This window comes from Mycobacteriales bacterium, from assembly GCA_035504215.1.
GTDB lineage: Bacteria > Actinomycetota > Actinomycetes > JAFAQI01 > JAFAQI01 > DATAUK01.
This window is the reverse complement of the sequence record DATJSI010000050.1, coordinates 1-25,275: the sequence shown is the minus strand read 5'-3', so window position 1 is coordinate 25,275 and position 25,275 is coordinate 1. Positions and strand designations below refer to the sequence as shown.

Genomic DNA, 25,275 nt, shown 5'->3' with positions numbered 1-25,275 from the left:
GGGCTGTCCTCCTCCGAGGGCAGCCCGTTCGTCGTCCTGACGAACGGGTCGGCCGGCGCGCGCCAGCCGCCCTGTCGCACACTGAACGGGTGACCCCGGAGCCCGGTCCGCAACCTCCCTACGCAGCCCCGCCCGGTTGGCAGCGGCCGCCGGTCTATGCGGCGGCCACCAGCGGCCCGGTCGGCTACGGCTACCCGCCGTACGGGTATCCGGCGCGGCCGAGCATGAACGGGTTCGCGATCGGCGCCGCCAGCTGTGCGGTGGCCCTGAGCATCCTGCCGTTCCTCGGCGGCGTCCTCGGGCTGGTGTTCGGCATCATCGCGGTCCGCCAGATCCGGCACAACGGCGACCGCGGCCGGGGCCTCGCGCTGGCCGGCATCACCCTCGGGTCGGTCGAGCTCGTGGTGTGTGGCTGGTCGTGATCGTCACGCTGGTCGTTGCCCACACCACCACCGGCTCAAGCGGCGGCCTGGCCGCGCTCGGCTAGGGGACCTGCCGCCCACTGGCCCGGCGGGCCGCTCGAGCTCGGCGTACGCCGCGGTCAAGGCCCGGCCGCGGGTTCGGGTAGTGGGTCAGTTTGAGCGGGACGGGCGCGTCGGACCCAAGGATCGAATTACATTGATGTCATTATCGCGCCGATGAGCGTCGACTCTGACCTCCCGGCGCTTAGCGACCTGGAGTTCATCGGCCCGTTCCGGGCGCACGCGGTCGTGCTGCGCGGGCGGCGCGTCCCCTACCTGTCGGCGACGCCGCAACCGGGGGGACAGATCTATCTGGCGCTGGACGACAGGATCGCAATCGAGCTGCCCGTCGGAACCGCTGAGCACGTGGTGCCGTTCATCGCGGACTGCATCGCGGTCGCGATGGGATACGCAGCCTTCCCCGACCGCGCTGAGGACGAACTGAAGCCGCGACCGGAAATGCCACGACTCCAGTCGTTGTCCATCGTGCCGGACCTTGATCAGTAGGTGGGCAGGTTGTCCAGGTTGTTGTCGCGCCACCGGTCGCCGTCGGTCTGGATGGTCTTCACGCCGCACTCGCAGGTGACCCGATGGACGTAGGCCACCGCTCCCGACGTCGGACTCACCGTGTAGTAGGTCTGCGAGGCCAGGTTCGCTCGCACCGTGTCGACGCCTTCCCAGTAGGCGGGGCGACCGTGAACCGTGCCGATACCGGCCTCGGTGAGGTGGCCGTGGCCGTACCGACTCTTGCGGACGGCGACGATCCTTTTACTCATACGTCCTCATCTCCTTACAAGATGGGGTCCATGCCCCGGGCGGTTGCAGCCGCGCCGGGGCTCCAATGCCTGGGAAGTTACGACGAACACACGTTCGGATGGTGGAGGCTCGCCGGTCACTCCGGCAGTTGGTAGTCCAGAAGGCGCACGATGTCGGCAAGTGTCCAAACTCGGGACGCCTTTCCTGCCGCCATTGCCGGGGTGGTCGGGCGTCCGCCGTTCGCCTTCGTGAGCGTCTGGTGCGGCCGAGCGAAGTTGTAATACACGAAGTGCAGGCTCACGGCGGCGGCGAGGTTCTCCACCTTCTTGCTGAACGCGTTCGTGAGCCGGGTGAACCGGCGCATGCTCATCCGCATAGTGAGGTTCTGGCGCTCCACGTAGCTGGTGCTGATGTGCTTCTCGTCCGGGTGCCCGTTGATCCGGCGCTTGTCGGCTCCGGTGCAGACAGCCGGCGAATAGCGACGCTCGTTGTCCTGGCCGCTGGGAGCGTCGTAGATCTTCACGAGCTGCGCGTAGTCGATGTCGCCGTGGAACGTGTCCTCGACCGCGTTCAGGTAGGCGTTGTGCCCGTCGGTGGTGAGCTGCATCCGGCCCGTGACCCGGTAGGACACGTCCTCCATGAGCCGATGCGCCGAGTAGCTGGAACGGTCCCCGACTAGGTAGCTGATGACGAGCTTCGTGTCGGCGTCGATAGCGGTCCACGTCCAGATGTCGCCGTACCCGAACTCACCGATCTTGTCCTCGGGGACGTTCTTCTGCTTGGAGTAGCAAAAGGACCAGATCTCGTCGCACTGGACGCGCTTGGCTTCGACGTCGACTAGCAGTTCGTTCGCCGCGTAGGAGCAGACGTCGCCGAGGTCGACAAGCAGCTTGACGATGGTGTTCTTGGCTACTCCTGTGGTCCGGACGGTGCCTCGGATGCTCATGCCTTCGACCAGGCAGCCGATGACCTGCGCTCGCTTCTCCGGACTCAGCTTGTTCATACTGACCATTATGCTTGACCGCTTAGGGAAAGTCAACCTCCTGGCGTTCGCAGTTGCGTGGGGGCGCGCAGACGCGACGAAGCGCCCCGCCAGTTCTGACGAGACGCTTCGTCGTTGTTGTCTGTGGGAGGCCGTTACAAGCCCTAGTTCTCCGGGCCGTGAGCCCGAAGCTCAAGCCCGAACGTGCAGATGTGAGCCCGAAGCTCAAGCCGCACATACAGAGTATCGCCCGAATCGGAGAAATCTCAACCAGTCAGGCGCGGAATCTTTTCGACTGTGGCGAGCCGCACAGGCGCTCGCCGGCGGTAGGTGGCGATGTTCACCCGTTCGGTGTGCACGTCATCGAACGAGCTAATGCCGAACGCGGTGGCAAGGCGCGCTGCCACCTTAGCTTTGTGTGAATTGGGGTGTTTGTCCTTCGTAAGGCACCCCTTGCGGCGGTCGAATGCGATGGCGCTCGCGACGAGGTCGGCCACCTGCAAGCCATCATTGGTCCTGGAGTTGAGGCACGCAGCCGTCACGACGGCAGTGCGTCCCAGTTGGGTGTTGACCATCCCGCGCACTGTGTCGTCAAGCGCGCAACCCTTTGGGGTCGAGATGCTATCGAGCAACACCGATACGACCTCGCGTCGATTGATGCACGCTCGCAGGAGCTGCGCTGTTACCCGAGCGTGAATCCGCCATGGCGGCACGGAGGACGCGAAGGGATCTGCCCCAGTGCTTCGGTCGACCACACACGCCGCGAAGTGGGCGTCCGACTGCTCAAGCTGGTCGATCAGGTCGTAGTAGACGGCCAGCTTCCCTCGCGAGATCGTGCTGAACCTGAACTCGCCCTCGAAGTTGTTGCGGTCGCGCACGTCACGAATGGTCCGAGCCAGTTGGCCAGACTCGCGGACCTTGACGGCGCCCACAACGAAGAACTGCTCCCTGCTCGCGCGTGACCCGCTCTCGTCAACGTGGATCAGAGAGGTCGGATAGCGGAGGGGCAGGTCAATCGCGTCATCGGATGAGGTCCTGGCCACGCGGGCACCCCCATCCGGATTGAATTACATCGGTGGGATGCTACCAGCGCTAGCGGTCGCGTTTCCACCGAGCGGCGGAGGCCTTCCTGGCGATCTCGCTGCGCTGCTCCGCGGTGAGCTTGTCGGCGCGGGCCCGGCCGCCTTTGAGCCCTCCCCGTCGTCCGAGCTTAACCGCAGCTGGGTCCTTGCCGGTGTCGGGCGTGTCCTCGGCGTCCGGATCGGTGGCTAGTTCGACTAGCCTGGCCGCGAGCTGGTTCAGGTCACGGGGACGCTTCGGCGTCACTCGCCGAACCTCTTCCAAATCCAGTACAGAGTCGCCGCGCCCGATACGGTGCCCTTCCACTTGCCAGGCAGGATGCCGAGCGAGATTAGGATCAGGATGAGCGCGAACCAGTCACCGGGGTCGCCGGCCGCTACTGCTGTCTTGGCCATGCTTCAAGGCTAGCGTGAGCGGTCAAGCATCGCCAGAAACGTCCCGCTCAAACTGACCCACTACCCCCAACGGGCAGGTTTTGACCCGGCGGTTCGCGCTCGGCTAGTGTGGCACGCGGTGTCTGGAGCGATCCGGACGCTGTGTCGTGCAACCCGACACGCTCGTGACCAGCACGGTGACGGCGCCCGGAGTTCATTGCGCCGGGCATCTGAACGTGCGGGGCCGGGTGTCGGGACCCTCCGAGCAGATTCTCGCGCCGGTCGGCGCGGGCGGAGCGCGGAGCGTGCGACACACCCGACCGCGTGGGTCGGGGATATCGGCGCAAAAACATACGAACCGCACCATCCGCACGCACGAGGAGAACGGCGAGTGCCCACGATCTCTCAGCTGGTCCGCAAGGGCCGAGAGGACAAGATCGGCAAGACCAAGACGCCGGCGCTGAAAGGCAGCCCGCAGCGTCGAGGCGTCTGCACGCGCGTCTACACGACGACGCCCAAGAAGCCGAACTCTGCCCTGCGCAAGGTTGCCCGGGTCCGGCTGACCTCGGGGGTCGAGGTCACGGCGTACATCCCGGGCGTCGGGCACAACCTGCAGGAGCACTCGATCGTGCTGGTCCGCGGCGGCCGGGTGAAGGACCTGCCCGGCGTTCGCTACAAGATCATCCGCGGCTCGCTCGACACCCAGGGAGTCCGCGGGCGCAAGCAGGCCCGCAGCCGGTACGGCGCGAAGAGGGAGAAGTAAGCGATGCCGCGTAAGGGCCCCGCTGCCAAGCACCCGGTCATCGCCGACCCGGTCTACGGCTCGCCGATCGTCACCTCGCTGGTCAACAAGATCCTGACCGGCGGGAAGCGCTCGCTCGCCCAGCGCATCGTCTACGACGCGCTGGAGGGCTGTCGCGACAAGACCGGGACCGACCCGGTCGTCACGCTCAAGCGCGCGCTCGACAACGTCCGGCCGGCACTCGAGGTCAAGAGCCGCCGGGTCGGCGGCGCGACCTACCAGGTGCCGGTCGAGGTCAAGCCCGGCCGGGCGACGACCCTCGCGCTGCGCTGGCTGGTCATGTACTCCCGGCAGCGCCGCGAGAAGACGATGACCGAGCGGCTGACCAACGAGCTGCTCGACGCCAGCAACGGCCTCGGTGCCGCGGTCAAGCGCCGCGAGGACACCCACAAGATGGCGGAGTCCAACAAGGCCTTCGCGCACTACCGCTGGTAAGCGGGACGAGAACTACTCACCAACGACGCTGAGGAACGAACAGAAGTGACCACCGACGTGGCAGCCGCTCTCGCCAGGACCCGGAACATCGGGATCATGGCGCACATCGACGCGGGCAAAACCACGACGACCGAGCGGATCCTCTACTACACCGGGATCAACTACAAGATCGGCGAGGTCCACGAGGGCAACGCCACGATGGACTGGATGGAGCAGGAGCAGGAGCGCGGGATCACCATCACCTCCGCGGCGACGACCTGCGAGTGGAACAACCACACCATCAACATCATCGACACGCCCGGTCACGTGGACTTCACGGTCGAGGTCGAGCGCTCGCTGCGGGTGCTCGACGGCGCGGTCGCGGTCTTCGACGCCGTCGCCGGCGTGGAGCCGCAGAGCGAGACGGTCTGGCGGCAGGCCGACCGCTACGGCGTACCTCGGATCTGCTTCGTCAACAAGATGGACCGGGTCGGCGCGGAGTTCCATCGCTGCGTCGAGATGATCGTCACCCGGCTGAACGCAACCCCGCTCGTCACCCAGCTCCCCTGGGGCGTGGAGAGCGACTTCAAGGGCGTGCTCGACCTGGTCGAGATGCGCGGGTTGCTCTGGCAGACCGACGACAAGGGCTCGACCTATGACGTCGTGTCCATCCCGACCGATCACGCCGAGGCCGCACGCGAGTGGCGCGAGAAGCTGATCGAGACCCTCGCCGAGAACGACGACGAAATCATGGAGCTCTACCTCGAGGGCCAGGAGCCGGACGTCGAGACGCTCAAGGCGGGCATCCGCCGGGCGACCATCGCCGGCAACCTCAACCCGGTCCTGTGCGGTACGGCGTTCAAGAACAAGGGCGTCCAGCCGATGCTCGACGCGATCGTCGACTACCTGCCGAGCCCGCTCGACATCACCTCGATCAAGGGCCACGCGGTCCACGACGCGGACACCGTCGTCGAGCGGCACGCAGACGTCAACGAGCCGTTCTCGGCGCTCGCGTTCAAGATCATGAGCGACAAGTACTTCGGCAAGCTCACCTACATCCGGGTCTACTCCGGCAAGCTCGACTCCGGCAGCCAGGTGCTCAACAGCACCAAGGACCGCAAGGAGCGGATCGGCAAGATCTACCAGATGCACGCCAACAAGCAGGAAGAGCGCTCTGGGGTCACCGCCGGCCAGATCGTCGCGGTGGTGGGACTGAAGGACACCACCACCGGCGACACGCTCTGCGACGGCAGCCACCCGGTGATCCTCGAGTCGATGGACTTCCCGGCTCCGGTCATCCACGTGGCGATCGAGCCGAAGACCAAGGCCGACCAGGAGAAGCTCGGTACGGCGATCCAACGGCTGTCCGAAGAGGACCCGACCTTCCAGGTCCGGACCGATGAGGAGACCGGCCAGACGATCATCGCCGGGATGGGCGAGCTGCACCTCGAGGTGCTGGTCGACCGGATGCGGCGGGAGTTCAACGTCGAGGCCAACGTCGGCAAGCCGCAGGTGGCCTACCGCGAGACGATCCGCAAGCGGGTCGAGCACGTGGAGTACACGCACAGGAAACAGACCGGTGGTTCGGGGCAGTTCGCCCGGGTCATCATCGATCTCGAGCCGACCCATCCCGACGGCGAAGACGGCGGCGGCGGCTACGAGTTCGAGAACAAGGTCACCGGTGGTCGCATCCCGCGGGAGTACATCCCGTCGGTCGACGCCGGCTGCCAGGACGCCATGGAGTTCGGCGTACTCGCCGGGTACCCGATGGTCGACGTCAAGGTGACGCTGACCGACGGTGCCTACCACGAGGTCGACTCCTCCGAGCTCGCGTTCAAGATCGCCGGCTCGATGGCGTTCAAGGAGGCCGCCCGCAAGGCGGACCCCGTGATCATGGAGCCGATGATGTCCGTGGAGGTCACCACCCCCGAGGACTTCATGGGTGACGTGATCGGCGACCTGAACTCGCGGCGAGGCCAGATCCAGGCCATGGACGAGCGTGCTGGCGCGCGCATCGTGCGTGCAGTGGTCCCGCTGTCGGAGATGTTCGGCTACGTCGGCGACCTTCGGTCGAAGACCCAGGGCCGGGCCAGCTACAGCATGCAGTTCGACTCGTACGCAGAGGTACCCAGCAACGTCGCGAAGGAAATCATCGCCAAGGCACACGGCGAGTAAGACCACAGACCGCAACCAAGAAGAAAGGGGCACCCGCGGGATCTAGGCGCAACACGCGCGCTCGCGGGGCAAAGGGAGGACAAAGGTGGCTAAGGCCAAGTTCGAGCGGACCAAGCCGCACGTCAACATCGGCACCATCGGTCACATCGACCATGGCAAGACGACGCTGACTGCTGCGATCACCCGGGTTCTGCACGAAAAGTTTCCGAACCTCAACGAGGTGTCGGCGTTCGACCAGATCGACAAGGCCCCCGAGGAGCGCGAGCGTGGCATCACGATCTCGATCGCGCACGTCGAGTACCAGACCGAGAAGCGCCACTACGCGCATGTCGACTGCCCGGGTCACGCCGACTACATCAAGAACATGATCACCGGCGCGGCGCAGATGGACGGCGCGATCCTCGTGGTCGCGGCGACCGACGGCCCGATGCCGCAGACGCGCGAGCACGTGCTGCTCGCCCGCCAGGTCGGCGTCCCGTACATCGTCGTCGCGCTGAACAAGGCCGACATGGTCGATGACGAGGAGATCCTCGAGCTGGTCGAGCTCGAGGTCCGCGAGCTGCTGTCCTCGCAGGAGTACCCCGGCGATGAGCTCCCGGTGGTCCGGGTGTCGGCGCTCAAGGCGCTCGAGGGCGACGCGGAGTGGTCCGAGAAGGTGCTCGAGCTGATGGACGCGGTCGACACCGCGATCCCGGAGCCGGTGCGCGAGATCGACAAGCCGTTCCTGATGCCGATCGAGGACGTGTTCACCATCACCGGCCGCGGCACCGTCGTGACCGGCCGGATCGAGCGCGGCGTCGTGAAGGTCAACGAGGCGGTCGACATCGTCGGCATCCACCCGGAGAAGCAGTCGACCACCGTGACCGGCGTCGAGATGTTCCGCAAGCTGCTCGACGAGGGTCAGGCGGGCGAGAACGTCGGTCTGCTGCTGCGCGGCATCAAGCGCGAGGAGGTCGAGCGCGGCCAGGTCGTCATCAAGCCGGGTACGACCACCCCGCACACGGAGTTCGAGGCGCAGGTCTACATCCTCAGCAAGGAGGAGGGTGGCCGGCACACCCCGTTCTTCAACAACTACCGGCCGCAGTTCTACTTCCGGACCACGGACGTCACCGGCGTCGTCACGCTGCCCGAGGGCACCGAGATGGTCATGCCGGGTGACAACACCGAGATGTCGGTCGAGCTGATCCAGCCGATCGCCATGGAGGAGGGCCTGCGGTTCGCCATCCGTGAGGGTGGCCGCACCGTCGGCGCCGGCCGGGTCACCAAGATCGCGAAGTAGTCCAGCGTCGCGGCGCTCGGGGGACCGGGCGCCGCGACGCCGCACCACCCCCCGTAAGGCACCGAGCAGCAGCACCACCTGACGAGTAAGGAATGTGACGGGCGAGATGGCGGGACAGAAGATCCGCATCAGGCTCAAGGCCTACGACCACGAGATCATCGACTCGTCGGCGCGCAAGATCGTCGAGACGGTGACCCGGACGGGCGCTCAGGTCGCGGGCCCGGTGCCGTTGCCGACGGAGAAGAACGTCTATTGCGTGATCCGCTCGCCGCACAAGTACAAGGACTCGCGCGAGCACTTCGAGATGCGCACCCACAAGCGGCTGATCGACATCCTCGACCCGACCCCGAAGACCGTCGATTCCCTCATGCGGCTGGATCTTCCCGCCGGCGTCGACATCGAGATCAAGCTCTGATGACGACTCCCACCCGCCGACTGGCTGCCTTCTCGTCGCCTTGCGTGCGCCAGCACGCGGCGGCTCAGCCGTCACCTGAGTCAATGGCACCTCGAAGGACTGGACGATGAATCGCGAACGCAAGGGAATCCTGGGCGAGAAGCTCGGGATGACCCAGGTGTGGGACGAGGCGAACCGGCTCGTACCCGTGACGGTGGTGAAGGCCGGGCCGTGCGTGGTCACCCAGGTCCGCACGCCGGCAACCGACGGGTACGACGCGATCCAGCTCGGGTTCGGTGCGGTCGACCCGCGCAAGGTCAACAAGCCGCTGTCCGGGCACTTCGGCCGGGCCGGTGTCCCGCCGCGCCGTCACCTTGCCGAGCTCCGCACGACCGATGCCTCGACCTACGAGCTCGGCCAGGAGATCACGGCCGAGGTGTTCGAGCCGGGCACGCTCGTCGACGTCATCTCGACCAGCAAGGGCAAGGGCTTCGCAGGCGTCATGAAGCGGCACGGCTTCGGCGGACTCGGCGGTGGTCACGGCGTGCAGCGCAAGCACCGCTCGCCGGGGTCGATCGGTGGCTGCGCCACACCCGGTCGCGTGTTCAAGGGCATGCGGATGGCCGGTCGTCTTGGAGCCGTGCGCACGACGACGCTCAACCTGCGCGTGCACTCGGTGGACGCCGAGAAGGGCATGCTCCTGATCAAGGGGTCGATCCCGGGACCGGCAGGGACCCTCGTTCTCGTTCGTAGCGCCGCGAAGGCGCCGGTCGTTCGCGGAGGTGCGCGCTGATGCCCACCGTCGAAGTGAAGTCCTCGGAGGGCGAGGTCACCGGGACGATCGAGCTGCCGGAGGCATTGTTCGACGTCGACGTGAACATCCCGCTCGTCCACCAGGTCGTCGTCGCGCAGCTCGCGGCGGCCCGGCAGGGCACCCACGACAGCAAGAACCGCGGCGAGGTTCGCGGCGGTGGCCGCAAGCCGTACCGGCAGAAGGGCACCGGCCGCGCCCGGCAGGGCTCGACCCGAGCGCCGCAGTTCGTCGGGGGTGGGGTCGTCCACGGTCCGACCCCGCGCTCGTACTCCCAGCGCACTCCGAAGAAGATGAAGGCGGCCGCGCTGCGCTCGGCGCTGTCCGACCGGGCTCGCGGCGGGCGGCTGCACGTCGTGTCTTCGCTGGTCGAAGGTGACACCCCGTCGACCAAGCAGGCGGCGGCTGCGCTTGCCGGCGTCGCCTCGAGCCGGCACGTGCTGGTCGTCCTCGACCGCACCGACGAGCTGACCTGGAAGAGCCTGCGCAACGTCGAGACGGTCCACGTGATCGCGCCCGACCAGCTCAACACCTACGACGTGCTCGTGAGCGACGACGTCGTCTTCACCGAGGGCGCGCTGGCCAGCTTCGTCGCCGGTGGCAAGGCGACCGGCGAGGCGGTCGACCTGCTTGCGGTGACCCCCGTGGCCAAGCCGGCCAAGAAGGCCCCGGCGAAGAAGGCACCGGCACCCGAGGCCGAGCCGGCCGAAGCGGTCGTCGACGAGCCGGCTCCCGTGAAGAAGTCGCCGGCCAAGAAGACGGCCGCGAAGAAGGCGGCTGCCGACGACGATGCGCCGCCCGCGGCGAAGAAGGCGCCGGCCAAGAAGGCCGCGGCGAAGAAGACCGTCGCGGCGGCGGACGCAACCGATGAAGACGCAACCGAAGAGGAGGAGTCGCAGTGAGCACGATTCCTGATCCTCGCGACATCCTGCTCGGCCCGGTGATCTCCGAGAAGAGCTACGGGTTGCTGGACGAGGGAAAGTACACCTTCCTGGTGCGTCCGGACGCCAACAAGACCCAGATCCGCATCGCGGTGGAGCAGGTCTTCAACGTCGGCGTGGTCTCGGTCAACACGATCAACCGTCCGGGCAAGCGCAAGCGGACCCGTAACGGTTACGGCGTACGCAACAGCAGCAAGCGTGCGGTTGTGTCGCTCCGGCCGGGCGACCGCATCGATCTGTTCGGAGGACCGGTCTGATGGGAATCCGCAAGTACAAGCCGATTACCCCCGGACGGCGTGGCGCGAGCGTCGCGGACTTCGTCGAGGTCACCCGCTCGGAGCCCGAGAAGTCGCTCGTCCGTCCGCTGCACGGCAAGGGCGGCCGTAACGTCCACGGCCGGGTCACCGCACGTCACCAGGGCGGCGGCCACAAGCGGTCCTACCGGGTCATCGACTTCCGGCGTAACGACAAGGACGGCGTGCCGGCCAAGGTCGCGCACATCGAGTACGACCCGAACCGTACGGCGCGGATCGCGCTGCTGCACTACGCCGATGGTGAGAAGCGTTACATCATCGCTCCCGCGCGGCTCAGCCAGGGCGACACCGTCGAAGCCGGGCCGTCGGCCGACATCAAGCCGGGCAACAACCTGCCGCTGCGCAACATCCCGGTCGGCACGGTCGTGCACGCGATCGAGCTCCGCCCGGGCGGCGGCGCCAAGATCGCCCGCTCCGCCGGCTCGAGCGTGCAGCTCGTGGCGAAGGACGGCGGGATGGCGCAGCTGCGCATGCCCTCCGGCGAGATCCGCAACGTCGACGCTCGCTGCCGGGCGACGATCGGCGAGGTCGGCAACGCCGAGCAGTCGAACATCAACTGGGGCAAGGCCGGGCGGATGCGTTGGAAGGGACGTCGCCCGTCGGTCCGTGGCGTCGCGATGAACCCGATCGACCACCCGCACGGTGGTGGTGAGGGCAAGAGCTCCGGTGGCCGGCACCCGGTCAGCCCGTGGGGCCAGCCCGAGGGCCGAACTCGCCGTGCCCACAAGGACAGCGATCGCCTCATTGTCCGCCGCCGCAAGGCCACGAAGAGGCGCTAGGAGTTAACGAGACATGCCGCGCAGTTTGAAGAAGGGGCCGTTCGTCGACGACCACCTCACCAAGAAGGTGGACGCGCAGAACGACAAGGGCACCAAGAACGTCATCAAGACGTGGTCCCGGCGTTCGATGATCGTGCCGTCGATGCTCGGGCACACGATCGCGGTGCACGACGGGCGCAAGCACGTGCCCGTGTTCGTGACCGAGGCAATGGTCGGACACAAGCTGGGGGAGTTCGCCCCGACCCGCACGTTCCGCGGCCACGTCAAGGATGAACGGAGGTCGCGTCGTGGCTGAGTCCGACGAGACCACTGCGTCGGGCGACGACGCGACGCCCGAGTCGACCGACACGGTCGAGGCGACCGAGGCGACCGAGGCGACTGAGGCGTCGAGCGAACCGGCCGCCGATGAGGCGCCCGCCGAGGAGTCCACGCCGGCCCCGCGCAAGCGCGCGAGCCGCGCGCGCAAGAGCACCGAGCCGGCCGCCGATGCAGAGCCGGCAGCTGACGCCGAGCCGGCCGCCGATGCCGAGGCCGACACCGGTGACGACGAGCAGGCCACGGCCCCGGCCGCGCGCACCCCGGCCCCGCGCACGGCGGCATCCACCCGCGACTACTCGGAGTTCGACGAGGACGAGATCCTCGGCCGGGCGACCGCTCGATACGTACGCATGACGCCGCCCAAGGTTCGCCGTGTGGTCGACCTGGTCCGGGGCATGCCCGCGCGCGACGCCCAGGCGATGATGAAGTTCGACACGCACGCCGCGAGCGAGCCGGTCGGAAAGGTGCTCGACTCCGCGGTCGCCAACGCCTCGCACCTCGCGCACGTCCGCAACCAGCGCCTCGACGCGGAAGACCTCGTGATCATCGAGGCTTATGTCGACGAAGGCCCCACCCTCAAGCGGTTCCGCCCGCGCGCGCAGGGTCGCGCGTACCGGATTCGCAAGCGAAGCAGTCACATCACGATCGTCGTCGCGCCCGCGGAGTCCTCGGCCGCGCACGCGGTCGGTTCGAGCAGGAAGGCCCGCTGATGGGTCAGAAGGTCAACCCGAACGGGTTCCGGCTCGGCATCACCAGCCGGCACAAGAGCCGCTGGTACGCCGACAAGCTGTACCGGGACTACGTCAAAGAAGACGTCGCGATCCGGCGCCTGCTGACCAAGGGCATGGAACGTGCCGGGATCAGCCGGGTCGAGATCGAGCGCACCCGCGACCGGGTCAACGTCGACATCCACACCGCGCGGCCGGGCATCGTCATCGGCCGTCGTGGCGCGGAGGCCGACCGGATCCGGGGCGACCTGGAGAAGCTCACCAACAAGCATGTCAACCTCAACATCCTCGAGGTCAAGAACCCCGAGATCGACGCCCAGCTCGTGGCGCAGGGGGTCGCCGAGCAGCTGTCGAGCCGGGTCAGCTTCCGCCGTGCCATGCGCAAGGCGATGCAGTCGGCGATGAAGGGTGGCGCGAAGGGCATCCGGGTCCAGTGCGGTGGCCGACTCGGTGGCGCGGAGATGAGCCGCTCCGAGTTCTACCGCGAAGGCCGGGTTCCGCTGCACACGCTGCGCGCCAACATCGACTTCGGTTTCTACGAGGCGCGCACGACCTTCGGCCGGATCGGTGTGAAGGTCTGGATCTATACCGGCGACGACGTCATGACCCGCGAGGAGGCGGCCGCTGCCGCCGCGCTGCGGGCTCGTGACCAGCGCAACCGCCGTCCGCGGCGGGACCGCCCGTCGACCGCGGCCAGTGCCGCCGTGAACGGCGGCCGCGCCGCCGCCGTTGCCGAGCCCGCCCCGGTGGCTGAGCCCGCGCCCGCCGCGGCGCCTGAGCCGGCCGTCGAGGCCGCGCCGGTCGCTGCCGGCGAGCCGGCTGCGGAGCCGGTTGCCGAGGCCGGCACCGAGGCCACCTCCGATGCCACGGAAGGAGCCTGACCATGTTGATCCCGCGGCGGGTCAAGCACCGCAAGCAGCATCACCCCGGCCGGTCCGGTGCCGCCAAGGGCGGCACCCGGGTCGCGTTCGGCGAGTACGGCATCCAGGCCCTCGAGCCGGCGTACGTCACCAACCGGCAGATCGAGTCGGCCCGTATTGCCATCACCCGGCACATCCGCCGTGGTGGCAAGGTCTGGATCAACATCTACCCGGACCGGCCGATCACCAAGAAGCCGGCCGAGACCCGGATGGGTTCCGGCAAGGGCTCGCCCGAGTGGTGGGTGGCGAACGTCAAGCCCGGTCGGGTCATGTTCGAGCTGTCCTATCCCAACGAGCAGACCGCACGAGAGGCCCTGACCCGGGCGATCCACAAGTTGCCGATGAAGTGCCGGATCGTGACGCGCGAAGTGGGTGAGGGCTGATGGCGGCGGGGACCCCGGCCGTGGAGCTGCGTGGGCTCGAGGACGACGAGCTGGTGAGCAAGCTCCGGGAGTCGAAGGAGGAGCTGTTCAACCTGCGCTTCCAGGCCGCCACCGGGCAGCTCGACAACAACAAGCGGCTGCAGACCGTCCGGCACGACATCGCGCGGATCTACACCGTCATGCGCGAGCGCGAGCTCGGGCTGACGTCCGCGCCGGTCACGGACACGGAGTGAGGACACGATGACCGACACCACCTCGACGGCGAGCGCTCCGGCGCGCGGCTTTCGCAAGGTTCGCGAGGGCTACGTCGTGAGCGACAAGATGAACAAGACCGTGACGGTCGAGGTCGAGGACCGGGTCCTGCACGCGCGCTACGGCAAGACCATTCGGCGGACCAAGAAGATCAAGGCGCACGACGAGGACAACACCTCGGGCGTGGGCGACCGGGTGCTGCTGATGGAGACCCGGCCGCTGTCCGCGAGCAAGCGCTGGCGGGTCGTCGAGATCCTCGAGAAGGCGAAGTAACACCATGATCCAGCAGGAGTCCCGGCTTCGGGTCGCCGACAACACGGGTGCAAAGGAGATCCTCTGCATCCGGGTCCTCGGCGGCTCCGGCCGGCGCTACGCCGGCATCGGCGACATCATCGTCTGCACGGTGAAGGACGCCCTGCCCGGGGCGGGCGTCAAGAAGGGCGACGTCGTCAAGGCGGTTGTCGTCCGTACCGCGAAGAGCCGCCGCCGGCCGGACGGCTCCTACATCAAGTTCGACGAGAACGCCGCCGTCCTGATCCGTGACGGCGGTGGCGAGCCGCGGGGGACCCGCATCTTCGGTCCGGTCGGCCGCGAGCTGCGGGACAAGCGCTTCATGCGGATCATCTCGCTGGCACCGGAGGTCTTGTAGGTCATGGCTGGTCTGTTCGTAAAGAAAGGCGACACCGTCCTGGTGCGCAGCGGGAAGGACCGCGGCGCGCGAGGCAAGGTGCTGCTGACCTCGCCCCAGCGCCAGCTGGTTCTGGTCGAGGGCGTCAACCGGGTCAAGAAGCACACCAAGATCCAGACCACGACCCGGGGTGCGCAGGAGGGCGGCATCGTCCACCAGGAGGCGCCGATCCACGTGAGCAACGTGCAGGTCCTGTGCCCGCACTGTGGCAAGGCCACGCGAATCGGGCACCGGCGCAACGAGGATGGCCACAACGTGCGGGTCTGTCGCAAGTGCGACCAGGACCTGTGAGGCCGGGGAGCGAAACACGATGACAGTGACCACCGACGCACCGCGGACGGCTCCGCGGCTCAAGCAGCGCTATCGCGACGAGATCGTCGCGGCGCTGCTCGAGCAGTTCAACTACGACAACGTGATGCAGGTCCCGACCTTGGTGAAGGTCAAGGTCAACATGGGTGTCGGCGAGGCCGCGCGCGACGGGAAGCTGATTGAAGGCGCGGTCCGTGACCTCACTGCGATCACCGGCCAGCGCCCGGCGATCGCCCGGGCCCGGCTCTCGATCGCTCAGTTCAAGCTGCGCGAGGGCATGCCGATCGGCGCGCACGTCACGCTGCGCGGCGACCGCATGTGGGAGTTCGTCGACCGGCTGCTCACGACCGCGCTGCCCCGAATCCGTGACTTCCGCGGCCTCGACGCCCGCAAGCTCGACGGCAACGGCAACTACACCTTCGGGCTGAACGAGCAGTCGATGTTCCACGAGATCGACCCGGACTCGATCGACCGGGTTCGCGGCATGGACATCACGCTTGTGACCAGCGCGACGACCGACGACGAGGGCCGCGCGCTGCTGCGCGCCCTCGGTTTCCCCTTCAAGGAGGCCTGACCCATGGCGACGAAGGCGTGGATCGCGAAGGCGGCCCGCAAGCCCAAGTACGCCGTCCGCGGCTACACCCGTTGCTCCCGCTGCGGGCGTTCCCGCGCGGTGTATCGCGTCTTCGGGCTCTGCCGGATCTGCATGCGCGAGATGGCGCACGCGGGCGAGCTTCCCGGCATCACGAAGAGCAGCTGGTAGGTAGTCGACCTCATGTTCATCCCTCGAACCAGCTCGGGCGTCGTTCCCCCTCGCGGGAGCGTTTCGAGCGAAGCGAGAAAGGTTCCCGCGAAGAAATGACAATGACCGACCCGATCGCAGACATGCTGACGCGTCTGCGCAACGCGAACTCGGCGTACCACGACACCGTGGCGATGCCGCACTCGACGCTCAAGGCACGGATCGCCGAGATCCTTCAGCAGGAGGGCTACATCTCCTCCTGGCAGGTGCTCGAGCCGGCGGCTGACGAGCAGAGCGGCCCCGGCAAGACGCTCCTGGTCACGCTGAAGTACGGCCCGAACCGCGAGCGTTCGATCGCCGGCGTACGCCGGGTCAGCAAGCCCGGCCTGCGCGTCTATGCAAAGGCGACGAACCTGCCGAAGGTGCTCGGCGGTCTCGGCGTCGCGATCATCTCGACCTCCGCGGGCCTGCGTACCGACCGGCAGTGCTCCAAGCAGGGTGTGGGCGGGGAAGTCCTCGCCTACATCTGGTGACGGGGGAGTCGCGATGAGCCGCATTGGCAGGATGCCGATCCCGGTGCCGTCCGGCGTCGACGTGACGATCGAGGGACGTGACGTGACGGTCAAGGGCCCGAAGGGCACCTTGGCGCTCACCATCATCGAGCCGATCACGGTCGAGGCAGCTGATGGCGAGCTGCTGGTCGCCCGGCCGAACGATGAGACGGAGAGCAAGGAACGCCACGGCCTCATGCGTTCGCTGGTCGCCAACATGGTGACCGGTGTCACGGACGGCTACTCCAAGACCCTCGAGATCGTCGGCACCGGCTACCGCGTGCAGGCCAGGGGCAGCGACCTGGAGTTCGCGCTCGGGTTCAGCCACCCGGTGATGGTCTCGCCGCCGGAGGGCATCAGCTTCGCGGTCGAGACGCCGACCCGTTTCGTGGTGTCCGGCATCGACAAGCAGAAGGTCGGCGAGACCGCTGCGAACATCCGCAAGATCCGCAAGCCGGAGCCCTACAAGGGCAAGGGCGTGCGCTACGCGGGCGAGGTCGTCCGCCGCAAGGCCGGAAAGGCAGGGAAGTAGTCGTGAGTGCGCCAAGGACGTCGCGGTTGCGGCGTACCGCCCGGACCCGTCGCCACCTGCGGGTGCGCAAGAAGGTGACCGGAACCGAGCTGCGCCCGCGCATGGTCGTGACCCGCTCGGCCCGTCACATCTATGTGCAGGTCGTGGACGACTCGGCCAGCCACACGCTGGCGCACGCGTCGACCCTCGACGAGAACATCCGTGGCGCCGGCGGGGACAAGAAGGCGAAGGCGGCGCAGGTCGGCCGGCTGATCGCCGAGCGGGCCGGCCAGGCCGGAGTCGGGAAGGTCGTGTTCGACCGCGGTGGCTACCGCTACCACGGCCGGGTCGCGGCGCTTGCCGATGCCGCGCGCGACGCCGGGCTCGACTTCTGAGCCGGGTGGAGGAGCAGACATGACGTACGGAGAGGACAGCTAATGCCAGGACCCCAACGACGCGGCACCGGTGCCGGGCCATCGGCCGGCGGTAGCGGTGAGCGGCAGGGACGTCGGGAGGGCCGCGGTGCCGGCGGCGCTCCGGCATCGGCGTACCTCGAACGCGTAGTGGCGATCAACCGGGTCGCCAAGGTCGTCAAGGGCGGCCGCCGGTTCAGCTTCACCGCTCTGGTGATCGTCGGAGACGGCGATGGTCAGGTGGGCGTGGGCTACGGCAAGGCCAAGGAGGTGCCGGCGGCGATCGCCAAGGGCGTCGAGGAGGCGAAGAAGCACTTCTTCGCCGTCCCGCGGATCCAGGGCACCATCCCGCATCCGGTGCAGGGCGAGGCCGCGGCCGGCGTCGTACTGCTGAAGCCGGCGTCGCCGGGTACCGGCGTCATCGCCGGCGGCCCGGTGCGTGCGGTCCTGGAGTGCGCCGGGATCCGCGACGTGCTCTCGAAGTCGCTCGGATCCTCGAACCCGATCAACATCGTGCATGCCACGGTCGCCGCGCTGAAGGACCTGCACCGCCCGGAGGAGATCGCCGCCCGTCGCGGGCTGCCGATCGAGGACGTGGCGCCGGCGGCGATGCTGCGGGCCCGAGCCGGTGTGAGCGCGTGATGTCCCGGCTGAAGATCACCCAGACCCGCTCGCCGATCGGCGGCACCCGGGTCCAGCGCGCCACCCTGCGTTCGCTCGGCCTGAAGCGGATGCGGGATGTCGCCGTACAGGAGGACCGGCGGGAGATTCGCGGCATGGTCCGAGCCGTCGCGCACCTCGTGACGGTCGAGGAGGTCGACTGATGCTCAAGGTTCATCACCTGCGCCCCGCCGCGGGTGCCCACAAGCCCAAGCAGCGGGTCGGTCGCGGCGAGGGCTCGAAGGGTAAAACCGCAGGTCGGGGTACTAAAGGCAGCAAGGCCCGCACCCAGGTCTCCGCGGCGTTCGAGGGCGGCCAGATGCCGTACCACATGCGGGTGCCGAAGCTGAAGGGGTTCACGAACCCGTTCCGCACCGAGTACCAGGTCGTCAACCTCGACCGGCTGGCCGCGCTGTTCCCGGCCGGCGGTGAGGTCGACCCCGACCTGCTCGCCGATCGGGGCGCGGTCCGCAAGGGCCAGCTGGTCAAGGTTCTCGGGACCGGCGAGATCGGGACCGCCCTCACGGTTCGGGCGCACGCCTTCTCCGCCACCGCTCGCCGCAAGATCGAAGCGGCGGGCGGCACCGCAACCGACCTGTAGCGGCCCGGTCCCGGCCTCGCACCCGACCCGCCCACCCGCCGGGGTACAGTCGGCGGGGCGAACTGACGCCTCACCGGACCCCGACCGACCCCTCGCCAGCCCGGATTAGCCGGATTAGTCCGTCTCAGGAGGAGCCGTGCTCACCGCTTTCGGCAGGGCCTTCCGTACGCCGGATCTGCGGAACAAGCTGTTGTTCACGCTCGGCATCCTGGCGCTGTTCCGGCTGGGGTCGACGATTCCGGCACCCGGCGTGGACTACCAGAACGTCCATACCTGTCTCGCCGCGAACTCGAACAACTCGGTGCTCGCGCTGGTCAACCTGTTCAGCGGCGGCGCGCTGCTCCAGCTCACCGTGTTCGCGCTCGGGATCATGCCCTACATCACGAGCAGCATCATCATCCAGCTGTTGGTGGTGGTCATCCCGCGGCTCGAGCGGCTGAAGGAGCAGGGCCAGAGCGGGCAGACCAAGCTCACGCAGTACACCCGCTACCTCACGGTGTCCCTCGCCATCCTGCAGGCCACCGGGATCGTCGCCCTGGCCCGCAGCGGGCGGCTGTTGCCCTGCACGAACGCGCAGGGCAACCAGATCTCGCTGCTCTACAGCACGTCGGTCTTCCGGATCGTGACGCTCGTGATCACGATGACCGCAGGCACCGCCGTCATCATGTGGCTCGGCGAGCTGATCACGGACCGCGGCATCGGCAACGGCATGTCGCTGCTGATCTTCACGTCGATCGCGGCGCGGTTCCCGAGCCAGGGCAGCCAGATCCTGCAGAGCCGCGGCCCGACGACGTTCGTCGCGGTGCTGCTCGCCGGCGTGCTGATCATCGTCGGCATCGTCTTCATGGAGCAGGGCCAGCGCCGAATACCGGTGCAGTACGCCAAACGCATGATCGGCCGGCGAATGTACGGCGGCACCTCGACGTACATCCCGTTGAAGGTCAACCAGGCCGGTGTGATCCCGGTGATCTTCTCCTCGTCGTTGCTCTACCTGCCCCAGCTGCTCGGTCAGGTATGGACCTCGAACTCCGGGTTCGAGAACTTCGTCACGCGCTACTTCAACCCGAACAGCGCCAGCTGGGTGTACGTCCTCACCTACGCGCTGCTGACCGTCTTCTTCACCTATTTCTATGTCGCGATCACGTTCAACCCGGTCGAGGTCAGCGACAACATGCGCAAGTACGGCGGGTTCATTCCGGGCATCAGACCCGGCCGCCCGACCGCGGAGTACCTCGAGTACGTCCTCTCGCGCATCACCCTGCCGGGTTCTCTGTACCTCACGGCAGTAGCCGTCCTTCCTATCCTTGCGTTGCACTACCTGCCGGGCTCGGCGGCAGGCGCCAACCAGGCGTTCCCCTTCGGCGGCACTTCGGTGCTGATCCTGGTCGGCGTGGGTCTCGACACCTCGAAGCAGATCGAGAGCCAGTTGATGCTGCGCAACTACGAAGGCTTCTTGCGGTAGTGCGGCGCCTCCGATGAGGCTCGTTCTCGTGGGCCCCCCTGGCGCGGGGAAGGGGACGCAGGCCCAGTTCGTTTCCGCGAACCTGTCGATCCTGCAGATCTCGACCGGTGACATCTTCCGCGCTCACGTGAGCCACGGCACCCAGCTCGGCAAGCAGGCGAAGGAGTACATGGATGCGGGCGACCTCGTCCCGGACGAGATCACGGTTGCGATGGTGCGCGACCGGCTCGAGTCCGAGGACGCGGACCGTGGCTTCCTGCTCGACGGCTTTCCGCGGACGGTGCCCCAGGCGGCCCAGCTCGACGAGATCCTTCGCGAGCTCGACACCGAGCTCGACGTGGTCCTCGAGCTGGTCGTCGACGATGGCGAGGTCGTCCGCCGGCTGTCCGGCCGTCGTACCTGCCGCAGCTGCGGGCACATCTGGCACGTCGACTTCGACCCGCCGACGGCGGACGGGGTCTGTGACAACTGCGGCGGAGTGCTGTTCCAGCGCGACGACGACCAGCCGGCCACCATCCGGCACCGGCTTGACGTCTACTACGAGCAGACCGCACCGTTGATCGGCTACTACGCTGAGCAGGGCATCCTGGTCGGTATCGATGCGATGGGCCCGGTCGACGACGTGACCGAGCGCGCATCGGCCGCGTTGAGGCCGTATTCGCGGTCGTGAGTGGGCGTTGGAGGAGAGGGTCGGCGATGATCCAGATCAAGACCCGTGACGAGATCGAGCTGATGCGTCAGGCCGGTCTCGTGGTCGGCACTGCGCTCGCCGCGCTGCGCGACGCCGTCCGCCCCGGCATCAGCACCGCCGATCTCGACGAGGTCGCCCGCGGCGTCATCTACGGCGCCGGCGCCACTCCGTCCTTCCTCGGCTACCACGGCTTCCCGGCGACGATCTGTACGTCGGTTAACTCCGAGATCGTGCACGGCATCCCGTCGCCGACCATGGTCATCCACGAGGGCGACATCATCTCGATCGACTGCGGCGCGATCGTCGAGGGCTTCCACGGCGACGCGGCGATCACCGTCCCGGTCGGTGAGGTGTCGGCGGACAAGCGCGAGCTGATGCGGGTCACGGAGGAGTCGTTGTGGCGCGGGATGGCCGCGGCCCGACTCGGCGGCCGGCTGGTCGACATCTCCCGGGCGATCGAGGAGTACGTCCGCTCCCAGCCACATCCGAGCGGCGGCTCCTGGGGGATCGTCGAGGAGTACGTCGGCCACGGCATCGGCACCGAGATGCACCAGGACCCGCAGGTGCACAACTACGTCGGGCCGAAGATGGGCCGCGGCCCGTCGATCGTCCCGGGCCTCGCGCTCGCGGTCGAGCCGATGGTCAACCTCGGCGGACGGCACACCCGTGTGCTCGACGACGGCTGGACGGTCGTGACGCAGGACGACAAGGCGTCCGCGCACTTCGAGCACACGTTCACGGTCACCGAGGACGGCCCGTGGGTGCTCACCGCGCTCGACGGCGGGCGGGAGCGGCTGGCCGCGATCGGCGCGGTGCCGGCCAGCGCCTGACCGTTTCAGCACACAACCGGGGCGTGCAGCTGCAGCCGAAACGGATGTATCGGCGCTAACCGGTCGATATCGCCGAGGGTTGTGTGCTGAAACGGCCGCCGCCCTCCGCGCCGGCGCGGGGGGTCGTGGCGGTCGATGCTGCCGTTTGAACGGGGCGCAGCGCTCCCGTAGACTCCTTTGTTGGCCTTGGGGCGGTAGCTCCAACGGCCAGACCATCCCGTCCATTCTTTCGAGCGGATTCGCTCGGGCAGGTGGCCGGGTCGCGACACGGGACAGCGGAGGACATGCCGAAGAAGGAAGGCGCCATCGAGATCGAGGGGCGCGTCGTCGAGCCACTACCGAACGCCATGTTCAGGGTGGAGCTCGCCAACGGCCACAAGGTCCTTGCCCACATCAGCGGCAAGATGCGCCAGCACTACATTCGGATCCTTCCCGAGGACCGGGTCGTGGTCGAGCTTTCGCCGTACGACCTCTCACGCGGTCGGATCGTCTACCGGTACAAGTAACAGATCGAGGTCGTCAGTGAAGGTCAAGCCCAGCGTCAAGAAGATGTGTGACAAGTGCAAGGTGATCCGCCGGCACGGGCGGGTCATGGTGATCTGCGAGAACCTGCGGCACAAGCAGCGGCAGGGCTAGCAGCACCGCCAGCGCGCACCACCTCGGCCTCGGCCGAGTCACCCCCGGCACGGAGGCCGGGGCCCCGTCCGGGCAGACGGGGACGGTGCTGCGGAGGACCTCCGTCGAGTGAAGGAGCACCGCCCGGATGGCACGCCTTGTCGGCGTCGACCTCCCCCGCGACAAGCGGTTGGAGGTCGCGCTCACCTACATCTACGGCATCGGCCGTACCCGCGCCCTCGAGACGCTGGCACAGACCGGTGTCAGCCCGGACGTCCGGGTGCGCGACCTCTCCGATGACGACCTGGTCAAGCTGCGGGACTGGATCGAGGCGACCTATCGGGTCGAGGGTGACCTGCGCCGCGAGGTGCAGTCCGACATCCGCCGCAAGATCGAGATCGGTTGCTACCAGGGCATCCGGCACCGCCGTGGGCTTCCGGTCCGCGGCCAGCGCACGCACACCAACGCCCGTACCCGCAAGGGCCCGCGCAAGACCGTGGCCGGCAAGAAGAAGGTAGGCAAGAAGTAATGCCCCCCGCGCAGAAGCGAGCGGCGGCCAAGAAGGTCCGCCGCAAGGAGAAGAAGAACGTCGCCCACGGGCACGCGCACATCAAGAGCACGTTCAACAACACGATCGTCTCGATCACCGACCCGATGGGCAACGTGGTCAGCTGGGCGAGCGCCGGCCAGGTCGGCTTCAAGGGCTCGCGCAAGTCGACCCCGTTCGCCGCGCAGATGGCCGCCGAAGCCGCCGCCCGCCGCGCCCAGGAGCACGGCATGCGCAAGGTCGACGTGTTCGTGAAGGGCCCGGGCTCGGGCCGCGAGACCGCAATCCGGTCGCTGCAGGCGACCGGCCTGGAGGTAGGCACCATTTCCGATGTGACGCCGGCGCCGCACAACGGCTGCCGTCCCCCGAAGCGCCGGAGAGTGTGAGATGGCTCGCTACACCGGCGCGGACTGCAAGCGTTGTCGCCGCGAGAAGACCAAGCTGTTCCTGAAGGGCAGCAAGTGCGAGTCGCCGAAGTGCCCGATCGAGATCCGGCCGTACCCGCCGGGCGAGCACGGCCGCGGCCGCACCAAGGACAGCGAGTACCTGTTGCAGATGCGCGAGAAGCAGAAGTGCGCGCGGATCTACGGCGTACTCGAGAAGCAGTTCCGCCGGTACTACGAGGAGGCCAACCGCCGCCCCGGCAAGACCGGTGAGAACCTGCTGCAGCTGCTCGAGCGCCGGCTGGACAACGTCGTCTACCGGGCCGGCTTCGCGCACAGCCGCGACATGGCCCGCCAGCTGGTGAAGCACGGCCACTTCATGGTCAACGGCCACAAGGTCGACATCCCGTCGTACCTCGTCAACGAGAGCGACATCGTCGAGGTTCGGCCGAGCTCGGCCGAGCTGACCCCGTTCGTGATCGCCCGGGCCGAGGCCGGCGAGCGGACCGTGCCGGCGTGGCTCGAGGTCATCTCCAACCGGATGCGGATCCTCGTGCACTCGCTTCCGGCCCGGCAGGTCATCGACACCCAGGTCCAAGAGCAACTGATCGTCGAGCTTTATTCGAAGTGAGTTTTCTCGCTGCGCTCGAAAACTAACTTCGAGGGAAGAACAAGAACCAAGAACGAAGATCCAGAGCAAGGCCCAGCAGTATTCGTGGACGTCATATAGCGGGCGTCCCTGACAGAAGAGGTTCATCGTGCTCATCGCACAACGTCCGACGCTCAACGAAGAGACCATCGACACCAGCCGTTCGCGGTTCGTGATCGAGCCCCTCGAGCCCGGCTTCGGCTACACGCTCGGCAACTCGCTGCGCCGCACCCTGCTCTCGTCGATCCCGGGTGCCGCTGTCACGTCGCTGCGGATCGCCGACGTGCTCCACGAGTTCTCCACCGTCTCCGGCGTCAAGGAAGACGTCACCGACCTGATCCTCAACATCAAGAACCTCGTCGTCTCCAGCGAGCACGACGAGCCGGTCGTGATGTACCTGCGCAAGCAGGGTCCCGGTGAGGTCACCGCCGCCGACATCGCGCCGCCGGCGGGTGTCGAGATCCACAACCCCGACCTGCACATCGCGACGTTGAACAGCAAGGGCAAGCTGGAGATCGAGTTCACCGTCGAGCGCGGCCGCGGCTACGTCTCCGCCGTCCAGAACAAGCAGCCGGGACAGCCGATCGGCGTCATCCCGGTCGACTCGATCTATTCGCCGGTGCTCAAGGTGACCTACAAGGTCGAGGCCACCCGGGTCGAGCAGCGGACCGACTTCGACCGTCTGGTCGTCGACGTCGAGACCAAGGCGTCGATCACGCCGCGGGTCGCGATGGCGTCGGCCGGCCACACGCTGGTCGAGCTGTTCGGCCTGGCGCGCGAGCTCGACGAGAACGCCGAGGGCATCGAGATCGGCCCGTCGCCGACCGACGCGCAGCTGATGGCCGACCTGGCGCTGCCGATCGAGGAGCTCGACCTCACGGTCCGCTCCTACAACTGCCTCAAGCGCGAGGGCATCCACACGGTGGGTGAGCTGGTGTCGCGGTCCGAGGCCGACCTCATGGACATCCGCAACTTCGGCTCCAAGTCGATCGACGAGGTCAAGGGCAAGCTCGCCGGCATGGGCCTGCAGCTCAAGGACAGCCCGCCCGGGTTCGACCCCTCGGCCGTCATCGGCGGGTACGACGACGATGCCGGCGACCCCGGCTTCGCCGAGACCGAACAGTACTGAGCACCGCAAACGAGTCGCAGCGCACCGCACTAGGGAGTAAGAGATGCCCACCCCAACCAAAGGACCCCGGCTCGGCGGCGGCCCGGCCCACGAGCGGCTGCTGCTCGCGAACCTCGCGACGTCGCTGTTCGAGCACGGCCGGATCACCACGACCGAGGCGAAGGCAAAGCGGCTCCGCCCGCTCGCCGAGCGGCTGATCACCTTCGCCAAGAAGGGGGATCTGCACGCCCGGCGGCAGGTGCTGACGGTGGTGCGCGACAAGTCGGTCGTGCACACGCTGTTCGCCGAGATCGGGCCGGCCTTCGCCGAGCGGGCGGGTGGCTACACCCGG

41 protein-coding genes and 1 pseudogene are annotated in these 25,275 nt (G+C 67.7%); 37 read left to right on the top strand and 5 right to left on the bottom strand.

The genetic code is table 11. The annotated features are described in order from the left end of the window. The first annotated feature begins 89 nt into the window (after positions 1-89). Positions 90-422, top strand: coding sequence for a DUF4190 domain-containing protein (locus VME70_06060; protein ID HTW19763.1), 333 nt, complete (start codon positions 90-92; stop codon positions 420-422). Positions 423-638: 216 nt separating this feature from the next. Then, positions 639-968, top strand: coding sequence for a hypothetical protein (locus VME70_06055; protein ID HTW19762.1), 330 nt, complete (start codon positions 639-641; stop codon positions 966-968). Here VME70_06055 and VME70_06050 read toward each other — a convergent pair. The 5 genes from VME70_06050 to VME70_06030 all read right to left on the bottom strand — a co-directional run bounded on the left by VME70_06050 (position 962) and on the right by VME70_06030 (position 3,674). Then, entirely contained in the window at positions 962-1,237 is a 276-nt protein-coding gene (locus tag VME70_06050) for a DUF3892 domain-containing protein (GenBank protein HTW19761.1), read from the bottom strand. The genes VME70_06055 and VME70_06050 overlap by 7 nt on opposite strands. Positions 1,238-1,353: 116 nt before the next feature. Continuing rightward, on the bottom strand, positions 1,354-2,220 hold the full coding sequence (locus tag VME70_06045) for an IS1 family transposase (GenBank protein ID HTW19760.1): 867 nt from the start codon (positions 2,218-2,220) through the stop codon (positions 1,354-1,356). A 245-nt stretch (positions 2,221-2,465) separates the two neighbouring features. Next, positions 2,466-3,242 carry a DUF3800 domain-containing protein gene (locus VME70_06040; protein ID HTW19759.1) on the bottom strand — a complete coding sequence of 259 codons (777 nt, stop codon included), beginning with the start codon at positions 3,240-3,242 and terminating at the stop codon, positions 2,466-2,468. A 49-nt stretch (positions 3,243-3,291) separates the two neighbouring features. After that, on the bottom strand, positions 3,292-3,525 hold the full coding sequence (locus VME70_06035) for a hypothetical protein (protein HTW19758.1): 234 nt from the start codon (positions 3,523-3,525) through the stop codon (positions 3,292-3,294). Further along, positions 3,522-3,674 (bottom strand): hypothetical protein, encoded by a 153-nt coding sequence (locus VME70_06030; protein ID HTW19757.1) that lies wholly within the window; start codon positions 3,672-3,674, stop codon positions 3,522-3,524. Before VME70_06030 ends, VME70_06035 begins: the two co-directional genes overlap by 4 nt. Before the next feature lie 370 nt (positions 3,675-4,044). Here VME70_06030 and rpsL point away from each other — a divergent pair, with 370 nt between their 5' ends. From rpsL to rplQ, 35 genes and pseudogenes are all read left to right on the top strand, one after another. After that, entirely contained in the window at positions 4,045-4,416 is a 372-nt protein-coding gene (gene rpsL, locus VME70_06025) for a 30S ribosomal protein S12 (protein HTW19756.1), read from the top strand. Positions 4,417-4,419: 3 nt separating this feature from the next. After that, entirely contained in the window at positions 4,420-4,890 is a 471-nt protein-coding gene (gene rpsG, locus VME70_06020) for a 30S ribosomal protein S7 (GenBank protein HTW19755.1), read from the top strand. Positions 4,891-4,935: 45 nt separating this feature from the next. Beyond that, the gene (fusA, locus tag VME70_06015) at positions 4,936-7,044 is read left to right on the top strand and encodes an elongation factor G (protein HTW19754.1); all 2,109 of its coding nucleotides are present in this window, start codon (positions 4,936-4,938) and stop codon (positions 7,042-7,044) included. 85 nt (positions 7,045-7,129) lie between these two features. Beyond that, complete coding sequence (gene tuf, locus VME70_06010; GenBank protein HTW19753.1) at positions 7,130-8,323, top strand: elongation factor Tu; 1,194 nt, start codon at positions 7,130-7,132, stop codon at positions 8,321-8,323. Between the two features lie 106 nt (positions 8,324-8,429). Beyond that, the gene (gene rpsJ / locus VME70_06005) at positions 8,430-8,738 is read left to right on the top strand and encodes a 30S ribosomal protein S10 (GenBank protein ID HTW19752.1); all 309 of its coding nucleotides are present in this window, start codon (positions 8,430-8,432) and stop codon (positions 8,736-8,738) included. A 106-nt stretch (positions 8,739-8,844) separates the two neighbouring features. Then, positions 8,845-9,510, top strand: a complete 666-nt coding sequence (gene rplC / locus VME70_06000; protein HTW19751.1) for a 50S ribosomal protein L3 — start codon at positions 8,845-8,847, stop codon at positions 9,508-9,510. Beyond that, positions 9,510-10,127 (top strand): annotated as a pseudogene (gene rplD, locus VME70_05995) (50S ribosomal protein L4). The gene rplC and the pseudogene rplD overlap by 1 nt, the downstream one beginning before the upstream one ends. A gap of 299 nt (positions 10,128-10,426) precedes the next feature. Next, entirely contained in the window at positions 10,427-10,726 is a 300-nt protein-coding gene (rplW, locus tag VME70_05990; protein HTW19750.1) for a 50S ribosomal protein L23, read from the top strand. Continuing rightward, positions 10,726-11,562 (top strand): 50S ribosomal protein L2, encoded by an 837-nt coding sequence (rplB, locus tag VME70_05985; protein ID HTW19749.1) that lies wholly within the window; start codon positions 10,726-10,728, stop codon positions 11,560-11,562. The genes rplW and rplB overlap by 1 nt, the downstream gene beginning before the upstream one ends. 13 nt (positions 11,563-11,575) lie before the next feature. Further along, on the top strand, positions 11,576-11,857 hold the full coding sequence (gene rpsS, locus VME70_05980; protein ID HTW19748.1) for a 30S ribosomal protein S19: 282 nt from the start codon (positions 11,576-11,578) through the stop codon (positions 11,855-11,857). A 340-nt stretch (positions 11,858-12,197) separates the two neighbouring features. Continuing rightward, positions 12,198-12,590, top strand: a complete 393-nt coding sequence (gene rplV, locus VME70_05975) for a 50S ribosomal protein L22 (protein HTW19747.1) — start codon at positions 12,198-12,200, stop codon at positions 12,588-12,590. Then, positions 12,590-13,489: a 30S ribosomal protein S3 gene (gene rpsC, locus VME70_05970; protein ID HTW19746.1), complete on the top strand. Its 900-nt coding sequence runs from the start codon at positions 12,590-12,592 to the stop codon at positions 13,487-13,489. The genes rplV and rpsC overlap by 1 nt, the downstream gene beginning before the upstream one ends. A gap of 2 nt (positions 13,490-13,491) precedes the next feature. Beyond that, the gene (gene rplP, locus VME70_05965; protein ID HTW19745.1) at positions 13,492-13,911 is read left to right on the top strand and encodes a 50S ribosomal protein L16; all 420 of its coding nucleotides are present in this window, start codon (positions 13,492-13,494) and stop codon (positions 13,909-13,911) included. Next, positions 13,911-14,144: a 50S ribosomal protein L29 gene (gene rpmC / locus VME70_05960; protein HTW19744.1), complete on the top strand. Its 234-nt coding sequence runs from the start codon at positions 13,911-13,913 to the stop codon at positions 14,142-14,144. The genes rplP and rpmC overlap by 1 nt, the downstream gene beginning before the upstream one ends. 7 nt (positions 14,145-14,151) lie before the next feature. Then, positions 14,152-14,436 carry a 30S ribosomal protein S17 gene (gene rpsQ / locus VME70_05955; protein HTW19743.1) on the top strand — a complete coding sequence of 95 codons (285 nt, stop codon included), beginning with the start codon at positions 14,152-14,154 and terminating at the stop codon, positions 14,434-14,436. A 4-nt stretch (positions 14,437-14,440) separates the two neighbouring features. Beyond that, positions 14,441-14,812 carry a 50S ribosomal protein L14 gene (rplN, locus tag VME70_05950; protein HTW19742.1) on the top strand — a complete coding sequence of 124 codons (372 nt, stop codon included), beginning with the start codon at positions 14,441-14,443 and terminating at the stop codon, positions 14,810-14,812. Between the two features lie 12 nt (positions 14,813-14,824). Then, a complete protein-coding gene (gene rplX, locus VME70_05945; protein HTW19741.1) occupies positions 14,825-15,142 on the top strand; it encodes a 50S ribosomal protein L24 in 318 nt (105 codons plus the stop codon). A 19-nt stretch (positions 15,143-15,161) separates the two neighbouring features. After that, the gene (gene rplE, locus VME70_05940) at positions 15,162-15,734 is read left to right on the top strand and encodes a 50S ribosomal protein L5 (protein ID HTW19740.1); all 573 of its coding nucleotides are present in this window, start codon (positions 15,162-15,164) and stop codon (positions 15,732-15,734) included. 3 nt (positions 15,735-15,737) lie between these two features. After that, on the top strand, positions 15,738-15,923 hold the full coding sequence (locus VME70_05935; GenBank protein ID HTW19739.1) for a type Z 30S ribosomal protein S14: 186 nt from the start codon (positions 15,738-15,740) through the stop codon (positions 15,921-15,923). A gap of 95 nt (positions 15,924-16,018) precedes the next feature. Beyond that, entirely contained in the window at positions 16,019-16,435 is a 417-nt protein-coding gene (gene rpsH / locus VME70_05930) for a 30S ribosomal protein S8 (protein ID HTW19738.1), read from the top strand. Between the two features lie 13 nt (positions 16,436-16,448). Then, positions 16,449-16,985 (top strand): 50S ribosomal protein L6, encoded by a 537-nt coding sequence (rplF, locus tag VME70_05925; protein ID HTW19737.1) that lies wholly within the window; start codon positions 16,449-16,451, stop codon positions 16,983-16,985. Between the two features lie 2 nt (positions 16,986-16,987). Next, the gene (gene rplR / locus VME70_05920) at positions 16,988-17,359 is read left to right on the top strand and encodes a 50S ribosomal protein L18 (protein ID HTW19736.1); all 372 of its coding nucleotides are present in this window, start codon (positions 16,988-16,990) and stop codon (positions 17,357-17,359) included. A 42-nt stretch (positions 17,360-17,401) separates the two neighbouring features. Further along, positions 17,402-18,019: a 30S ribosomal protein S5 gene (gene rpsE / locus VME70_05915; protein ID HTW19735.1), complete on the top strand. Its 618-nt coding sequence runs from the start codon at positions 17,402-17,404 to the stop codon at positions 18,017-18,019. Then, positions 18,019-18,201, top strand: coding sequence for a 50S ribosomal protein L30 (gene rpmD, locus VME70_05910; GenBank protein HTW19734.1), 183 nt, complete (start codon positions 18,019-18,021; stop codon positions 18,199-18,201). Before rpsE ends, rpmD begins: the two co-directional genes overlap by 1 nt. Then, on the top strand, positions 18,198-18,638 hold the full coding sequence (gene rplO / locus VME70_05905) for a 50S ribosomal protein L15 (GenBank protein ID HTW19733.1): 441 nt from the start codon (positions 18,198-18,200) through the stop codon (positions 18,636-18,638). Before rpmD ends, rplO begins: the two co-directional genes overlap by 4 nt. Positions 18,639-18,774: 136 nt before the next feature. Continuing rightward, a complete protein-coding gene (gene secY / locus VME70_05900; protein ID HTW19732.1) occupies positions 18,775-20,100 on the top strand; it encodes a preprotein translocase subunit SecY in 1,326 nt (441 codons plus the stop codon). A gap of 13 nt (positions 20,101-20,113) precedes the next feature. After that, entirely contained in the window at positions 20,114-20,770 is a 657-nt protein-coding gene (locus VME70_05895) for an adenylate kinase (GenBank protein ID HTW19731.1), read from the top strand. Between the two features lie 26 nt (positions 20,771-20,796). Then, positions 20,797-21,621, top strand: a complete 825-nt coding sequence (gene map / locus VME70_05890; protein HTW19730.1) for a type I methionyl aminopeptidase — start codon at positions 20,797-20,799, stop codon at positions 21,619-21,621. Between the two features lie 284 nt (positions 21,622-21,905). After that, positions 21,906-22,127, top strand: a complete 222-nt coding sequence (gene infA, locus VME70_05885; GenBank protein ID HTW19729.1) for a translation initiation factor IF-1 — start codon at positions 21,906-21,908, stop codon at positions 22,125-22,127. Positions 22,128-22,143: 16 nt separating this feature from the next. After that, positions 22,144-22,257, top strand: a complete 114-nt coding sequence (gene rpmJ / locus VME70_05880) for a 50S ribosomal protein L36 (GenBank protein ID HTW19728.1) — start codon at positions 22,144-22,146, stop codon at positions 22,255-22,257. Between the two features lie 127 nt (positions 22,258-22,384). Then, a complete protein-coding gene (rpsM, locus tag VME70_05875; protein ID HTW19727.1) occupies positions 22,385-22,765 on the top strand; it encodes a 30S ribosomal protein S13 in 381 nt (126 codons plus the stop codon). Continuing rightward, positions 22,765-23,169, top strand: coding sequence for a 30S ribosomal protein S11 (gene rpsK, locus VME70_05870; GenBank protein HTW19726.1), 405 nt, complete (start codon positions 22,765-22,767; stop codon positions 23,167-23,169). Before rpsM ends, rpsK begins: the two co-directional genes overlap by 1 nt. Before the next feature lies 1 nt (position 23,170). Then, positions 23,171-23,797 (top strand): 30S ribosomal protein S4, encoded by a 627-nt coding sequence (rpsD, locus tag VME70_05865; protein HTW19725.1) that lies wholly within the window; start codon positions 23,171-23,173, stop codon positions 23,795-23,797. A 127-nt stretch (positions 23,798-23,924) separates the two neighbouring features. Beyond that, complete coding sequence (locus VME70_05860; GenBank protein ID HTW19724.1) at positions 23,925-24,944, top strand: DNA-directed RNA polymerase subunit alpha; 1,020 nt, start codon at positions 23,925-23,927, stop codon at positions 24,942-24,944. Positions 24,945-24,987: 43 nt separating this feature from the next. Next, a partial coding sequence (gene rplQ, locus VME70_05855; GenBank protein ID HTW19723.1) for a 50S ribosomal protein L17 occupies positions 24,988-25,275 on the top strand: 288 nt, incomplete at its 3' end.

What these genes read in the sequence shown, in the direction of transcription:
- VME70_06055 (HTW19762.1), top strand. Translation starts at nt 639, where the DNA reads ATGAGCGTCGACTCTGACCTCCCGGCGCTTAGCGACCTGGAGTTCATC.
- VME70_06050 (HTW19761.1), bottom strand. Translation starts at nt 1,237, where the DNA reads ATGAGTAAAAGGATCGTCGCCGTCCGCAAGAGTCGGTACGGCCACGGC.
- VME70_06045 (HTW19760.1), bottom strand. Translation starts at nt 2,220, where the DNA reads ATGAACAAGCTGAGTCCGGAGAAGCGAGCGCAGGTCATCGGCTGCCTG.
- VME70_06030 (HTW19757.1), bottom strand. Translation starts at nt 3,674, where the DNA reads ATGGCCAAGACAGCAGTAGCGGCCGGCGACCCCGGTGACTGGTTCGCG.
- rpsG (HTW19755.1), top strand. Translation starts at nt 4,420, where the DNA reads ATGCCGCGTAAGGGCCCCGCTGCCAAGCACCCGGTCATCGCCGACCCG.
- rpsJ (HTW19752.1), top strand. Translation starts at nt 8,430, where the DNA reads ATGGCGGGACAGAAGATCCGCATCAGGCTCAAGGCCTACGACCACGAG.
- rplC (HTW19751.1), top strand. Translation starts at nt 8,845, where the DNA reads ATGAATCGCGAACGCAAGGGAATCCTGGGCGAGAAGCTCGGGATGACC.
- rplB (HTW19749.1), top strand. Translation starts at nt 10,726, where the DNA reads ATGGGAATCCGCAAGTACAAGCCGATTACCCCCGGACGGCGTGGCGCG.
- rpsS (HTW19748.1), top strand. Translation starts at nt 11,576, where the DNA reads ATGCCGCGCAGTTTGAAGAAGGGGCCGTTCGTCGACGACCACCTCACC.
- rpsC (HTW19746.1), top strand. Translation starts at nt 12,590, where the DNA reads ATGGGTCAGAAGGTCAACCCGAACGGGTTCCGGCTCGGCATCACCAGC.
- rplP (HTW19745.1), top strand. Translation starts at nt 13,492, where the DNA reads ATGTTGATCCCGCGGCGGGTCAAGCACCGCAAGCAGCATCACCCCGGC.
- rpmC (HTW19744.1), top strand. Translation starts at nt 13,911, where the DNA reads ATGGCGGCGGGGACCCCGGCCGTGGAGCTGCGTGGGCTCGAGGACGAC.
- rpsQ (HTW19743.1), top strand. Translation starts at nt 14,152, where the DNA reads ATGACCGACACCACCTCGACGGCGAGCGCTCCGGCGCGCGGCTTTCGC.
- rplN (HTW19742.1), top strand. Translation starts at nt 14,441, where the DNA reads ATGATCCAGCAGGAGTCCCGGCTTCGGGTCGCCGACAACACGGGTGCA.
- rplE (HTW19740.1), top strand. Translation starts at nt 15,162, where the DNA reads ATGACAGTGACCACCGACGCACCGCGGACGGCTCCGCGGCTCAAGCAG.
- VME70_05935 (HTW19739.1), top strand. Translation starts at nt 15,738, where the DNA reads ATGGCGACGAAGGCGTGGATCGCGAAGGCGGCCCGCAAGCCCAAGTAC.
- rpsH (HTW19738.1), top strand. Translation starts at nt 16,019, where the DNA reads ATGACAATGACCGACCCGATCGCAGACATGCTGACGCGTCTGCGCAAC.
- rplF (HTW19737.1), top strand. Translation starts at nt 16,449, where the DNA reads ATGAGCCGCATTGGCAGGATGCCGATCCCGGTGCCGTCCGGCGTCGAC.
- rpsE (HTW19735.1), top strand. Translation starts at nt 17,402, where the DNA reads ATGCCAGGACCCCAACGACGCGGCACCGGTGCCGGGCCATCGGCCGGC.
- rpmD (HTW19734.1), top strand. Translation starts at nt 18,019, where the DNA reads ATGTCCCGGCTGAAGATCACCCAGACCCGCTCGCCGATCGGCGGCACC.
- VME70_05895 (HTW19731.1), top strand. Translation starts at nt 20,114, where the DNA reads ATGAGGCTCGTTCTCGTGGGCCCCCCTGGCGCGGGGAAGGGGACGCAG.
- map (HTW19730.1), top strand. Translation starts at nt 20,797, where the DNA reads ATGATCCAGATCAAGACCCGTGACGAGATCGAGCTGATGCGTCAGGCC.
- infA (HTW19729.1), top strand. Translation starts at nt 21,906, where the DNA reads ATGCCGAAGAAGGAAGGCGCCATCGAGATCGAGGGGCGCGTCGTCGAG.
- rpsM (HTW19727.1), top strand. Translation starts at nt 22,385, where the DNA reads ATGGCACGCCTTGTCGGCGTCGACCTCCCCCGCGACAAGCGGTTGGAG.
- rpsK (HTW19726.1), top strand. Translation starts at nt 22,765, where the DNA reads ATGCCCCCCGCGCAGAAGCGAGCGGCGGCCAAGAAGGTCCGCCGCAAG.
- rpsD (HTW19725.1), top strand. Translation starts at nt 23,171, where the DNA reads ATGGCTCGCTACACCGGCGCGGACTGCAAGCGTTGTCGCCGCGAGAAG.